At 38.0% G+C, this 14,316-nt stretch carries 14 protein-coding genes; 4 read left to right on the top strand and 10 right to left on the bottom strand.

The window, feature by feature from the left end:
* Nucleotides 1–148: 148 nt before the first annotated feature.
* The 8 genes from BUB87_RS11275 to BUB87_RS11245 form a co-directional block, all read right to left on the bottom strand.
* Nucleotides 149–631, bottom strand: coding sequence for a hypothetical protein (locus BUB87_RS11275; protein WP_073345475.1), 483 nt, complete (start codon nucleotides 629–631; stop codon nucleotides 149–151).
* Between the two features lie 139 nt (nucleotides 632–770).
* The gene (locus tag BUB87_RS11270) at nucleotides 771–2,765 is read right to left on the bottom strand and encodes an oxidoreductase (protein ID WP_073345472.1); all 1,995 of its coding nucleotides are present in this window, start codon (nucleotides 2,763–2,765) and stop codon (nucleotides 771–773) included.
* Nucleotides 2,766–2,805: 40 nt separating this feature from the next.
* Nucleotides 2,806–2,997: a hypothetical protein gene (locus BUB87_RS11265; protein WP_143156689.1), complete on the bottom strand. Its 192-nt coding sequence runs from the start codon at nucleotides 2,995–2,997 to the stop codon at nucleotides 2,806–2,808.
* 588 nt (nucleotides 2,998–3,585) lie between these two features.
* Nucleotides 3,586–3,669, bottom strand: a complete 84-nt coding sequence (locus BUB87_RS15105) for a putative holin-like toxin (RefSeq protein WP_407641842.1) — start codon at nucleotides 3,667–3,669, stop codon at nucleotides 3,586–3,588.
* Between the two features lie 577 nt (nucleotides 3,670–4,246).
* Nucleotides 4,247–6,535, bottom strand: coding sequence for an S-layer homology domain-containing protein (locus tag BUB87_RS11260; protein WP_073345467.1), 2,289 nt, complete (start codon nucleotides 6,533–6,535; stop codon nucleotides 4,247–4,249).
* Between the two features lie 11 nt (nucleotides 6,536–6,546).
* Nucleotides 6,547–7,725: an ABC transporter permease gene (locus BUB87_RS11255; RefSeq protein ID WP_073345465.1), complete on the bottom strand. Its 1,179-nt coding sequence runs from the start codon at nucleotides 7,723–7,725 to the stop codon at nucleotides 6,547–6,549.
* Nucleotides 7,709–8,413 (bottom strand): ABC transporter ATP-binding protein, encoded by a 705-nt coding sequence (locus BUB87_RS11250; RefSeq protein ID WP_073345462.1) that lies wholly within the window; start codon nucleotides 8,411–8,413, stop codon nucleotides 7,709–7,711. The genes BUB87_RS11255 and BUB87_RS11250 overlap by 17 nt, the downstream gene beginning before the upstream one ends.
* A 7-nt stretch (nucleotides 8,414–8,420) precedes the next feature.
* A complete protein-coding gene (locus tag BUB87_RS11245) occupies nucleotides 8,421–10,217 on the bottom strand; it encodes an efflux RND transporter periplasmic adaptor subunit (protein WP_073345460.1) in 1,797 nt (598 codons plus the stop codon).
* A 154-nt stretch (nucleotides 10,218–10,371) separates the two neighbouring features.
* On the opposite strand from BUB87_RS11245, the gene BUB87_RS11240 reads away from it, so the two are divergent.
* The 4 genes from BUB87_RS11240 (at nucleotide 10,372) to BUB87_RS11225 (ending at nucleotide 13,373) form a co-directional block, all read left to right on the top strand.
* Nucleotides 10,372–11,088 carry a 2-phosphosulfolactate phosphatase gene (locus tag BUB87_RS11240; RefSeq protein WP_073345458.1) on the top strand — a complete coding sequence of 239 codons (717 nt, stop codon included), beginning with the start codon at nucleotides 10,372–10,374 and terminating at the stop codon, nucleotides 11,086–11,088.
* Between the two features lie 87 nt (nucleotides 11,089–11,175).
* A complete protein-coding gene (locus tag BUB87_RS11235; protein WP_073345455.1) occupies nucleotides 11,176–11,850 on the top strand; it encodes a DUF881 domain-containing protein in 675 nt (224 codons plus the stop codon).
* Between the two features lie 10 nt (nucleotides 11,851–11,860).
* Entirely contained in the window at nucleotides 11,861–12,559 is a 699-nt protein-coding gene (locus BUB87_RS11230) for a DUF881 domain-containing protein (RefSeq protein WP_073345453.1), read from the top strand.
* A gap of 67 nt (nucleotides 12,560–12,626) precedes the next feature.
* Nucleotides 12,627–13,373: a YesL family protein gene (locus BUB87_RS11225; protein WP_073345450.1), complete on the top strand. Its 747-nt coding sequence runs from the start codon at nucleotides 12,627–12,629 to the stop codon at nucleotides 13,371–13,373.
* A 49-nt stretch (nucleotides 13,374–13,422) separates the two neighbouring features.
* Here the strand turns inward: BUB87_RS11225 and BUB87_RS11220 are convergent, their stop codons facing one another.
* Both BUB87_RS11220 and BUB87_RS11215 read right to left on the bottom strand, forming a co-directional pair.
* The gene (locus tag BUB87_RS11220; protein WP_073345448.1) at nucleotides 13,423–13,662 is read right to left on the bottom strand and encodes an HPr family phosphocarrier protein; all 240 of its coding nucleotides are present in this window, start codon (nucleotides 13,660–13,662) and stop codon (nucleotides 13,423–13,425) included.
* A 67-nt stretch (nucleotides 13,663–13,729) separates the two neighbouring features.
* Nucleotides 13,730–14,278, bottom strand: a complete 549-nt coding sequence (locus BUB87_RS11215; RefSeq protein WP_073345445.1) for an adaptor protein MecA — start codon at nucleotides 14,276–14,278, stop codon at nucleotides 13,730–13,732.
* Nucleotides 14,279–14,316 lie beyond the last annotated feature (38 nt).

Here is a 14,316-nt window from a genome sequence, read left to right as displayed (position 1 = left end):
ATCCCTGATTAAATATTTTAACCAATTTAATTCATTTTAATGCATAAAATGTAGAAAAAAGGTTATACTAAGAAATGGGTTAAATAAAATGTTAATTGATTCTTATCAAGAAAGAGCATGAAATTAATCTAAATACACAAAATATTTTTCACTCCCACAATTTTTCGTTGTAACCTGCTCTCACATAATATGTTTTTGATGTATCTGTATTATCTTCATACTCTACTTTTAATAAACCATCTTCAATCCACACATCTGACACCTGCGGTAAAAAAGAAAAATATCCTTTTGGTGCATAATCCTGTAATACTACTATACCTTCCGCCTTCCAATTTACTTGCTTATCTACTACATCAACAATAGAGTTAGGCAAGTTATCGTAAGCAAATTTTAGCCATTCATCTTCATTATCAAACACTACCTGATTTTTAATTTCTGGCATTTCACTTTCTATAATTGAACCAATGTATATACATTTCCAATTAATTTCTGATTTCTCTTCCTGCTTTCCATTTTCTAATGTAGTAGAGGAAAGAGTTTGTGTTTCAGTTATTGAAATCCTTTTCCCACAACTTACAATCAAAATACTACACATCAAAATTAAGCCCCAAAAAATATATTTTTTGTACATTAAAATACCTCCTTAAAAATTCTCTTTATAACTTCTTTGCTATAGGCTATACCTGAAAGCAGTTCCGCAGCGAATACAAGTCAAAGTAGTAGGGATAGGCTTTGTAAATACCTATCCCCCAAAAAAGATGTATTGGCTTTTATATCTCACGTGCAACCTCATATGCATCCCAAATAGCATACATTATGTTTTGGGGTTCTCGGGAGTCACCTATGAGATAAACGTCTGGATAGCCCTTGGAAATCATTTCATATAACCTTTTGTTTGGCTTATACCCAACTGCAAGAGCTATTGTATCAACAGATATACCTTTTCTCTCACCCATTGTTTCAACTATGGCTTCATTATCCTTAACTTCAACTAGCTTTGTATTCGTTAATATTTCAACCTTGTAAAACTTTAGAAGGTCTATTAACATAATCCTGTTTGCATGCGCAACAGGTGCACCGCTTACCATCAAATCGTTTAGCATCTCTATCAGTGTTACTTTCTTACCCTGCTTTGCAAGCCACAGCGCAAGCTCGCAACCAACAAGCCCACCGCCAACAACCATTACTCTGTCTTTTGCCTCTTTCACCCCACCTAACAATTCTGTCGCTAGCGCAACATTACTGCTATCAATCCCTTTGACATTTGGAATAATAGGTTCAGAGCCTGTTGCAATGATTATGGCATCTGGTTTTTTGTAATCTATGAGCTCTTTTGTAACTTCGGTGTTTAGATAAACTTTTATATCGTGCTTTTTCATTTGATATTTATACCAGCTCAGAAGCCTTGCATCGTCTTTTTTGAAATCCGGAACTGATCCTTCGACAAGATGTCCGCCAAGTTTTTCGTTTTTCTCATAAAGTTCAACATCATGCCCACGCAGTGCAAGTACCCTTGCCGCCTCCATTCCCGCAACTCCACCGCCGACAACCATAACACGTTTTTTTATTTCAGCAGGCTTTATCTCGTATTCTTTTTCTCTGCCAACAGTCGGATTTACTGCACAACAAAGCGGTCTTGGTTGAATAATCCTACCTATGCATCCAACCTGACATCCAATACATGGCCTTATGTCTTCAATATCGCCTTTCAATACTTTTTTAGGCCAATATGGGTCGGTAAGCAATCCTCTTCCTATTGCTACCATATCGCTTATGCCATCATTTACAACCTTTGCAGCAAATTCAACAGCATCCAATTTCCCAGCCAGCATTATTGGGATTTTTACAACCTCTTTTAACCTTTTGACGTATGGAATGTTTAGACCATTGCTTTGATACATAGGTGGATGTGCCCAATACCATGCATCATATGATCCATTGTCCACATCTAATGCATCGTATCCCGCTTCTTCTAATATCTTTGCAGCCTCAAGCCCTTCCTCAACGTCTCTTCCTTTTTCCTCAAATATTTCATCAGGAAGACCGCCTTGATTGAAGTCTTTTATAAAGCTCTTCATACTAAATCTGACGGATACTGGATAATCTTGTCCAACCAAGTGCTTTATTGCTTTTACTATCTCGGTTGCAAATGTCAACCGTCCTCGTAAATCACCGCCAAATCTATCTTTACGCTTGTTGAAAAGTGCAATTGCAAACTGATCAAGCAAATACCCTTCATGAACAGCATGGATTTCAACACCATCAAATCCTGCTTCCTTTGCAATAAACGCTGCCTCTGCTGTTTTTTGGATTATTGTTTCTATTTCTTTTTCTGTAAGTTCCCTACATATTATATCTGGTTTCCAATAGTTTGGAATTGGCGAAGGTGCAACAGGATGGGTAAGCAAAAGCGCCGGTGCTGCAACTCTTCCAAACCCCACTCCTAATTGTAAGAAAATTTTTGTATTATAAGCATGAACTCTTTCAGTAAGCTCACCCGCTATTTGAATAAACCTACCGGGATTTATAGCAGGGGTTGGTGCCGTACCTGGAATAAATTTTTCTATTTCGTTTTCAACCTTTGAAACACCTGTAATTATTAAACCTACTCCACCTTTTGCTCTTTCAATGAAGTAATCAAAAGCTCTTTTGTTAAAACATCCATCAGTATCCGAGTAGCCAAGATTCCCCATTGGTGCCATAACGATGCGGTTTTTAAGTTCAACTTTGCCTATTTTGATAGGTTCGAAAAGTCTTTTATACATTACTATCACTCCTCCTTATCTTATTATTTTGGATTATATTTTAATTCATAACACTAAAAATGTAATCCAAAGAAGGCGTAAACGCAATCGCATTTTTCAAAGTATATACTTTCCTGCATATCATTACTATTGAGTACACCGACGCAATTACTATTGCAACTGCCAGCTTTAATTCAACCCTTTGTAACCAGAGCAATGTACCCAACTTGCCACACAGCAGCACATCATCCAAGCCTATACCACCTCTGCTTACCACACGAACCAGAACGGAAAGCCCAGCCCACATGCAAAGCCGATTAAGTTACTAATTGCAGGCTGCCTGCTGTACAACAGATACAAAATGCATACCACTACAAGAATATATCCAGCAATTAGGACTTCTTTCGGCATTCGGCGTTCTTGATTTCTTTGTTTGCAATGTACAGCAACAATGGTAATACTATGTACATCATATTGCTTCTTCCTCTGTGTTTTTATATTACTTCTACACAAACCGCAAAATTCCTTCTTTGTGCGGTTATAACATGAACCAATGTCCTCTCTAACTGTTTCTCGCTACAAGTAGCTGTGTTCCTAGTAAGTCCATTCTCTCCAGTTCCATCGGTGCTTAACGAATAGAAAGGAAAGGTAAACCCTTAAAGTTATACAACATATCGAGCTAAAAAAAAGCAGGGTTGAACCCTGCCTTACGGATGTTTATGTTCCTGTTTACTTTTTTAACAGCCGTGCTATAATATAAGTAAAGAGGCAATCGTCCGCAATGTGCGGTTGCCCGAAAGGGGATTACAAATCTATAACCACCCTGTCGGGAGCAGGGCGGTTATTTTTTTCTTTTAAACTCGAGAATTGCTACGATTAACATACCGAACATTATCATTAACGACAATGCCTGATATGTACTCATAGCAACCACCTCCTTAATAGGAGAGTGGCAACCGCACCTGCTTTTCCGACTGCCTCACATATATTATACCATATTTCTACTGATTTTCTACAATTAGCATAAACTGCAAAATACTTAGATACGCGCTAACAACGTTGCAATGAATATAAACGTCACGATTTTCGTCCGCGTTTTCAGACCCGTTTTATATTTCCACCCTTTATATGCACCATATATAAGCCCTACGAGATTTAAATTGCTTTCTATTCTAATACATCTCGTTAGTTTCAATCTATGTTTATATATCAAATTTAGTTAATTTTAGTTAATATTTAAAACATAGTATTTTAAAAATACAGTAAAAATTCGTATATATTAAAGTAAATTGTAAATAGGAACCTTAACTACTGATAAAACATTGAAATATATAGTGGAATAAGACAACACTCTGCCCAACTTGGTGATGTTGTTGTAAACCCCGCTCCGATTTTCAACGCATGGGTAAAAGTTTATATGTATACAAAGAGACAAGCCTGACATATAAGGCTTGCCTCTTTTTGAGTTTAGATAACTTCGGCCCTAGCTTTTTTGTTCTGCTTTACTCATTTATTAATATTACATTAACATAATTACTATCCAGGCTATACAGCAGTACGTTATCAGCCTTCCCCTTCTGAATCATGCTGTTCAGTTCTGCCAGCGATGAGATGCTGTAATTATTATCATTACTGTCGTACTTTATCACAAGTACATTGGAAGCTAGACTATATACTTTGTCATCTACCTTTATGCGGGTACTATCTACCGCCGTTGCCTGTGCTGCCCTCTGAATGGGATTTAAACGGGTTTGAATTAATTGATTGCTTATAGATACAACATCACCTGCTTTGAGGTTTAAAATATTGGTAGTGATTTTTTCTATGCCATTCACTGATATAACAGTAACATTTGAACCTATCTGACTTCCGTTAGCCCATATGGGGGTTACGCCTGTTATCACGCCAAAACTGGGTTTTAAAGCCAGGATATTGTTGAAAATGGCAAGCCGCACATCCCCAAAATTGCTGTCTATCAATTTATAAGCCAGAACATCACTGCCAAATGTTCCTTCTGGCAGATCTGAAAATCGCACCAACTTTGCAGTATACTGATCATTGCTACCTGACACATCTATAAAAATAGCATCTGGCGAAATAGCTGTGCCGTTTATGGTATCGTGCAATTGATCAATACTTACATCGGACATGTTCAAAGGCACAGCATCAAGCTTTACATAACCATTGCCATCCACGGTGTAAAACACTGCTTTGCCTAAGAATGGCACCACATCCTGGGATGTCTTATATGTAACTTGCTGGCCCGATGTTGTAAACAGCGTTACTGTGCCAATGGCACCTCCTGCTGGACCGGCAGAATAATCAACTTCTGTACCTGCTTTTAATACCACTGCAATATTAGAGGTGTCAGAATATACAGGTGGTACAATATCTATAACGTTGTTGTTTTCATCAAGCAGCAGCGTAACATTACTGGCGATTCCATACAAATTTTTTAGTTTATCTTGCGCCGTATTACTGCCAATGTTATACGCCACTCCATTTACTGACACTTGAGACGCTGCATAGCTGTCTGGTGTTATAGCTGTGATATTTCCCGTAACTTTGTTATCGTATACGTATAATATTTTTTGCGTATTCATAAAATCACTGGAAAACTTGACGACATCGTATTTTTTGATGTCACTGACACTTGCTTTACTGCCATTTTTAATCACTTCTGCATTGGTATTACTTAACTTAATTCCATTTATGCTCATTCCAGGGTAATAATCGGATGATGAAATGTAGGGACCATCGATGTGTGGATCCAGTAATACCATGTAACTGCGACCCTGGCTGTCAGTGTTTTTGATCAAAGTCGAATTTATCTTAATCGACTGAATAAACGCGTTCATCTGGACACTTTGTCCGTTATAGTAATAATTTGAATAGCCGCCAAATGCGATTGTGGTTTTTTTGCCATTTATATCATGGACATTTGCTTGATTGGTGATATACGAATCTACCGTGTAGACCTTTCTGCTGTCTTGGTTTACCGGAAATATGGCTTTTATATCGCCTTTATCATCCACCAATATCTTAACCTCATCCCCGATTAATTCATCTACAGAATAACCATTATTTTTAAATATCCCTATGTTTGTCTGGACGTCGTCTTGAGAAAGTGTGTTATCAGTTTTGCTGGTATTCGTAATAATACAATCTCTCAGGCTCATGTTGTTGGCTGACTCGATCACCGTGGTCTGAGAACCTTTTTTATTCAACAGCAAAAAGCGATCAATCAATTGGGCTGCTGACTTTCTGTCAAGTTTATCTCCTGGATTTAGTAATATACCAGCTGTTAAACCCAGTTCGCTGGCTTTCCCGATGTAATTAGCCGGCCACATGCCACTTAAATCACTGTCGCTATACCCAAGAGCCCGTATGATAATAGCCAATCCTTCCTCATAAGATATAGATTTATTTGGCTTGAACGTGCCGTCGGAGTAACCATAAATAAGCCCATTCAGTGCTGCTTCTGTCACATAACTATAATACCACTCATGGGGAGGTACATCCTGAAATAGCTGCCCCTTGCTCAAATTTGTCGAAGAAATCTTCAATGCCGTTGTGATCATCTTTGCAAATTGCGCCCTTGTAACCGCATCGTTTGGCCTGAATGTGCCATCCGAAAAGCCACTTATTATGCCAAGTTTTGAAAGCCTCTGTAGCATCAGATTTTCATCCGTCATATATGATGGAATGTCCCTGTAGCTGGCATAAGCTACCGTCATAGTCCCTGCAATAATCATAAATACGCATAGAACAATAAATATCTTTGATTTCATCCTTTTTCACCTCACTCATATCTTAAAGCATCAATGGGATTTAATCTAGATGCCTTCACCGCCGGGTACGAGCCGAACACAATGCCCACTGTGAGAGAGAATAAAAATGCCACAATTATCGATGAAGTAGAAATAACTGCCGTCATTATACCGCTTTGATTGAGATATACCGAAATCAATATTCCCAGTATGATGCCGCCCAAACCACCCAATGCTGATAAAACCAGTGATTCTATCAGAAATTGCATAACGATATCCTTTCGCCTCGCTCCTATAGCCTTTCTTATGCCTATCTCCCGTGTTCTCTCGGTAACCGACACCAACATGATATTCATTATCCCTATGCCACCTACAATGAGGGATATGGACGCTATAGCGCCGAGCAACAGTGTCAATGTCCTCGTACTATTAGAAAGCGTATCCAGCATATTCTGCATGTTAAATATCCTGAAAGCATCTGAAGACTTAAAGCGGTTTAACAGAAATTCTTGAATGGCGTTAAACGCCGCATTTACTGTTTGTTCGCTGCTTCCTTCAATGTAATAAGTCCTTATAAAAGCATTCTGTAAAAGTCTCTGACAGGTGGTAATAGGTATGATTATCCGGTCATCTTCCGAGCCCTGGGTAGAACCCTGGCGTTCCTGCATAACCCCCACCACATTTAATATATTGCCATTGATCTTTATGTTCTGGCCTACAGGGTTGCTCATTCCAAAGAGCTCTCTCGCTACATAAGACCCTATTACAGCCACTTTCCTCCTCGTGGACACATCTTCTTCACTTATAAATCTGCCTGACGCCATATTTATGTTCTGAATCCCAGCATATTCTTCATTGGTACCTAATAGCGACGTATCATAATAATTATCCATGTATTTTATCGTTACATTCCCATTGATGACAGGTGCAATTCCGCTTATAATCCCGCTATTTTCTTTTTGAAATGCCTGAATATCGTTATATGTAATATTTCTACTGCTTTCCCCCCTCATTATATTTACGACAATGAGATTTGTGCCCATGCTCTTTATGTTATTTACAATATTTGCAGTAGCGCCCTGAGCTAAAGACGTGAGAACAATGACAGATGAAACGCCGATTATGAGGCCGAGCATGGTCAAAAAAGACCTCACCTTATTAGACAGGATATTCTTTATCGACATTATAAATGCTTCATACGTACTTCTCATATGTCTCCTCCTGTCCGACAATTTTTCCGTCAGATATCTTTATAAGATTTCTGGCATAGTTTGCAATTTTCATATCGTGGGTTATCAATACAATCGTCTTTTTTTCTTTTTCATTGATCATGGAGAGTATCTTCATCACTTCTTCTCCACTTCTGGAATCCAGATTGCCTGTAGGCTCATCTGCCAGTATAATCTCTGGATTTACAACCAACGCCCTTGCGATAGCTACCCTCTGCTGCTGCCCACCTGATAACTGCGAAGGGTAGTGATAAAGCCTTGAACCCATACCCATTGACTCAAGCAGCTCTCTAGCGGCTTTTAACCTCTTGCTCTTTGGCACCCCTGCGTAGATCAGCGGTAATTCCACGTTTTCTATTGCCGTCAATTTTGGGAGAAGATTATAGTATTGAAAGACAAAACCTATCTTGCGATTTCTAATCATAGAAAGCTGATCATCGTCCATTTTGCTGGTATCCATGCCATCTAAAATATATGTGCCAGATGTAGGCACATCAAGGCAACCGATTATATTCATGAGCGTAGATTTTCCCGAGCCTGAAGGCCCCATAATTGAGGTAAATGAGCCTTTTTCGATTTCAAGAGTAACATCGTCAAGGGCTTTCACGATTTCTTCTCCCATCTTGTAATACTTGCACACATTTTTTAAAACTATTACTGCCAAATTCATTACCTTATCACCTCCCCGGAGCTGGTCCCATCATAAATCCTCCTCTAAAGCCGCCATCTCTATTGTATTGTCTTTGACTGTTCTGGTTATTACTATTACTGCTACTACTTATTGCATATGGTAAGACTACTTCTGTTCCCTCATCCAATCCGCTCTTTATCTCAACCATATTGTTATCAGACAATCCGAGCTCCACGGGTGTCAAGAGATTTCTGAAGGAATTATTAGAGCTTGAACGCCGGTACTCTCCTGTAAACCTGTTATTTGCTGTACTGTTATTTGCTGTATCATTTCTTCCCGTAGACTGAAATGCCGCAAATCTATCAGTTCTTCGCGCCGACTGAAGCCCACTTGAGGTAGAAGTTGACAATTGCTTTAAAAATGAAGCAAGCTTTGTTATATCAAAGTTTGCAGGAATATTTTTCTTTTCTATGACAAAGTTGCGTCCACCAAGCTTTATTATAGCAGACTGTGGTAGTACCACCACATTTTTCGCACTTGCTATCTGTATTTCAGCGTTGGCATTCATACCGATTTTTACATTTGCAGGGTTATCGATGCTTATATCGACATTATATGTGGTAACCCCATTTTGAGAAGTACCTTCCACTGCTACCTTGCTTACCCTTCCGCTGTATGTTTTGCCCGATATAGCATCAAACGTTATCGTAGCCTTCTGACCTTCTTTTATGTTTGCAATGTCCAATTCGTCGACGGGAATAGTAATTTTCATCCCTGATGTATCGGCTATTGTAGCTATTTGCTGCCCCTCTTTTACTACATCACCAGCATTCACCAGCAATGACGTTATTAATCCATCAAAAGGCGCTTTTATCGTGTAGTTATCAACAGTATCTTGCTGGGAATTGTAATTATTCAACGCTATCTCGTACTGCAACTTGGCCTGATTTAAATTATTTATCACATTATCGCTTGAAAGGACGGCAATGACATCCCCTTCTTTGACGTAATCGCCCTGGTTTACATTAAGAGTTGTTATAGTACCCGCTACCTGAGATATTACGCTGGTAGTATTTGATACTTGCAATTGTCCTGATGCCAGTGAATACGATTTACCGTTCTGCGTGTTTAAATATATATACATATTGCTGTTTAACTGAATCGTGCCAGGATTTGCAATCCTGATGGTTATGTCTTTTGCTTTGATGCCATTTTTATACGCGTAACTGGCGCCGATATGGCTCACGACGCCCTGCACCGTGAAAGAACCATCCGTAAGTTCTGCATACGCTTTATCACCAACTTTAACGCTATTTGCGACTATTTCACTAAATGGAGCTGTAACAGTAAGCGCACTGGTATCCTTTATGGTCGCAATTACCATATTTGCTCCTACCGTACTGCCCTTTTGTACAGAGAGATCAGTTATGTAACCCGATATAGGAGCCCTTATCACGAGGCTATCATAATTTTTCTGGGCGCTCTCTAGGTTCAGCTTAGCCTGTTCAAGCTGCAACTGGCTATTTTTTATGTTGTTTGTGAGAGATGTGGTATCAAGAACACACAAGACATCTCCTGCCTTTACCCGATCGCCCTCACCAAAATTGACCTTCAATACCGTAGAACTTGCCTGCGATAAAATATTTACAGTCTTTACCGGCTGGACAGGTCCGCTTCCGGTCACAGTCATAGATATATTTCCCCTTCTCGCCACGACTGTTGGCAATTGCTGTGATGATGTTTTTTTATGTGTTGCCGAATAATAGTAAGATGCTCCTCCCGCTATTATAAGAATAATGAGGATTAATAGAATATGTTTTCTAAGAAATTTTAAAATCTTCACATTACCCTCCCCTTAAATATTTTTTATTAAGTGATTATAAGATAGAATTGTGGCATATCTGTGGTTTGTTTATTAACAAATTGTAAATAATCTATTTTTATGCTATAATTGAACGTTGTATCCCTTATCTTTTCGACAAGAAGGTGTAATGCGCATGAGAATTGATACATATGAAACTCTGGATAGCGCCAGCCCCAGAGATTTTGCGGATAAAATCACCATCGTAATAGATACTTTGAGGGCCACAAGCACTATTGTCACAGCCATTAACAACGGCTGTAAAGAGATAATCCCGGTATCTGAAGTAGAGGAGGCTCTGTCCCTGGCTCAAAATCTGGACAGAGATACGTATTTATTGGGCGGTGAGAGAAATGGAGTCCTCATTGAAGGCTTTGACCTCTCAAATTCACCGCTTGAATACACATCTGATGTGGTAAAGGGCAAAACCATAATCCTTACCACTACTAATGGAACAAAAGCTATAAAAAAGGCATCATCGGCTAAAGAAATCATCATCTGCAGCATGTTAAATGTAAAAGCTGTAGCTGATTACTTAAATGAGGTTAAAATGGATGCTGTTATACTGTGTGCGGGCACGGAGGGAAAAGGGACTCGCAAATTTTCTCTTGAAGATGTGATAACAGTAGGTGCTGTCATCTCTAGAATAGATGGTGCGGACATAGACGATCTCTCATATGCCAGCTTATTATTGTACAGAGAAAACAGGCATGATCTGCACAATCTTATGCAAAATTGTTTTCATTATAAATACCTCATCAGCATAGGTTATAAAGATGACGTGGATTTTTGCCTGCAGGAAGATATATTTGATATATTGCCAAAATACTATAATGGAACAATAAAAGGCTAATAAATAGCCTTTTTTTTGTAAATTAAACTTAATAGTTTTTTAATATTTGTATTTTTATAATTAAATTGTAAAATCGGAGAGGAGAAGATGGAGAAAATGCGCGTGCGAATTAAAAAATCGCTATTGATAAGTTTTGTAGTCGCATTTTTGCTATTGTACTCATCATATAAGCCTTCTGCTCGAGCAATAGACGAAAGCGACGATCAAAACGTGATTAGTGCCATTGTACAATTAGAGCAGTCCATTCAATTATTAGAAGATGAAATAAATGACTTAAAAGCACAGATTGAAAAGTATAAACAAAATGCTAATGTAAATTCTCTTCTCATCTCTGAAAAAGAAAAGGCAGAAATTCTCGCTGGTATCACCGATGTCCAGGGGCCAGGCATTATAATAAGCCTTAATGATAGCAAAGCATACAATGGTAACGGTGATAAGCAAAATTATATCGTACACGATATATACATCCAGCAGATCGTCAATGTATTAAAGACAGCTGGTGCTGAAGCTATATCTATAAATGGTCAGAGGATTATCGCTACATCAGAGATAATATGTATGGGGCCTACGGTTTCAGTGAATAAAGTGGACCTGGTACCACCTTATATCATCAAAGCCATCGGAAACGCCGACGTCATGTTATCATCTTTAAATCTTGATATATTCCCATATCTGGAAAGTCTTAAGGAACAATATGGATTGGACTTTAGCTATCAAAAAAATGAAAATATCCAGATACCCAAATACTCGGCGAATGCCTGAGGTGTACTGAATGAAAAATAAATTCATGAGCACGGTGTTGTACTTGATGATAATATCTATAGCTTTTTTGTCAGGACTATACACAAAAGGCCTTATGGCATACACCCATACGAAAAGCGAAAATATAAATAATAACAGACAGCAGCTGATGGAAAATGTACTGAACAGAGAAAAAAACTTATATAAATCCTATGAAGCCGAGATTAATCAACTAAGAAGTGAAATAGAGAGTTTAAAAAACAACAAAATTGTAGATAACGGTTTGGAACAGGAATATAAAAGAGCAAAAGAGCTGGCAGGAATGACAGAGGTAAGGGGAAAAGGCATTATAATCTATATATCGGATAAAAACGCCGAAGCACAGATCAGTGCTGATAATTTACTGGAGTATTTAAATATTATAAAGTACGCAGGCGCCAAAGCCATTTCTATAAATAACCAGCGGATCGTAGCTACTACAGGAATTTATCAGGCAGGGCCCAACATGCTTGTAAATAAAGTACCTATAAACAGTATTGGTGATTACGATTATGTTATAAAGGCCATAGGTGATCCAGATCAATTGTATTCTTTTGCCCGCGTAACCAATGGCTTGTATGATTATCTGGCGTCGCTTAAAATAAATGTCAAAATCGAAAAAAGCGATGACATCATTATACCCGCTTACAATGGATCAACAATAATAAAATATTCGAAATCCATCGATTGAAGAATCTATTGTATTAAATACCATTATATGTTATAATTTAAGTCAATAATATCTCAAGGAGGCAAAAATGCTTGGCGGATTTTTTAATAGGTGGTATTATGGAAACGAGCACAAACCTGATTTAAAAGAAGAAGATATACCAAAGGGAGGAATTGCTCGTTTTTTTGATGTATTAAAGACGCACTTCTGGAAGCTCGTGCAATTGAACATTTTGCTGGTAGTTTTTAGTGTACCCGTCATAACCATTGGACCGGCATTGGCAGGTTTTAATTATGTTTTGAGGAATTATTCTTTAGGAAGACCTGTCTGGGTGTGGAGCGATTTTAAAGATGGCGCGTTAAAAAATTTAAAAGACAGTTTTATCGTATCCATCATCAACGCTGTAGCTGCCATTGTATTGTATATCAATTTTAGATTTTATTCCACAGTAAAACTGGCAGTAATAAGCGTATTGGCCAGATATCTGATTTTGACGATAAGCTTTGTGTTTATACTGATGAATATATACATATTTCCTCTGTTAGTCACTTATCAATTGAGGATAAGAGATGTCTATAAAAACGCATTTATATTTACGATAATAAAGCTTCCGCATACTATAGGTATTTTGCTTCTGTGTATAGCGATTGTGATTTTAAGCGTATTTCTGGCATATTTGCCCCTGTTTTTTATAAGCCTAAGCTTTATAGGCCTTATTATAAACGTCTACTGTAGATCGGTATTTTATGAATACATAGATAGCAGGATGGAACAGCTGGAAAACACGAACAGCACTAAAGAGAGCGATGAAAACAGCAAAGGAGGGAACGAATAGTCCCTCCTCTTATGTGCTCAGAGATTTTCTGATATGTTCTCTGATAGATTTACTTGACTACGTATTCTTTAATTTCTTCCATAAATTTTGCTACTTCTGCCTCATCATCGCTGTGAATTACCAACTCAATAGGTTTGCTTAAGTTTAAGCTAAAAATACCCATTATGGACTTTGCATCTACCACATACCTGCCTGATATCAGATCCAATTCAAAAGGATATTTGCTGGTAATTTCAACGAATTCTTTTACTCTGTCGATAGAGTGGAGATCCACATTTACCCTTTTCATTTACATACCCCCTTCTCCCTTTATACTTATATATTATTTCATTTTTTACCATTAGTCAATGGGCTATTTAAAAATATTGGCACAAGGTTTCTATGGCTTTTTTATCAATTATCTTGTTTCCATGTTCGCACAGCAGAGCCTCTGAAGTATTTTCTTTATGACCGTACTCAGATATAATCGCCTGTACCCTTTTAGTGACATACCCGAACATAACAAGTACGTATTTTTCTTTATATTTATAAAGGGTGCTATTCCCCCGGAATAGTCCTAGTATTCTATGAGATAAAAATACCAAATCTTCTAGGGTGTCAAAGGAGTAAACATTTTTTAATGTTGCGCTTTCTCCCACGATTTTTTTGGATATTATATTGTTTGGTATTCTTGTAACTATAATCACAAAGCTGTCAGAAGAAATCGGAGCCACTTCTATTATCAGTCTGGAATCATCTACATCAAAGCTTTCTTCCAGGTATGCCTGATAAATTATATCCCAGAAAAGGGAATGGGCTTTTGAGTCGTCGCGATAAAGGTCTTCTACTTCTAAATCTCGTTCCCTTAAATCTGAGGCGGTGATCAAGATCCTTAGTTTGTTGTCGCTGATTTTTTCAATTTTCATTTTCCCCACCTCCAATTTTTGTTTTACAATAATATTAT

Origin of the sequence: Caldanaerobius fijiensis DSM 17918, from assembly GCF_900129075.1 — a bacterium.
Taxonomy (GTDB): Bacteria; Bacillota; Thermoanaerobacteria; order Thermoanaerobacterales; family Caldanaerobiaceae; genus Caldanaerobius; species Caldanaerobius fijiensis.
This window is presented reverse-complemented; position numbering and strand designations above follow the sequence as displayed.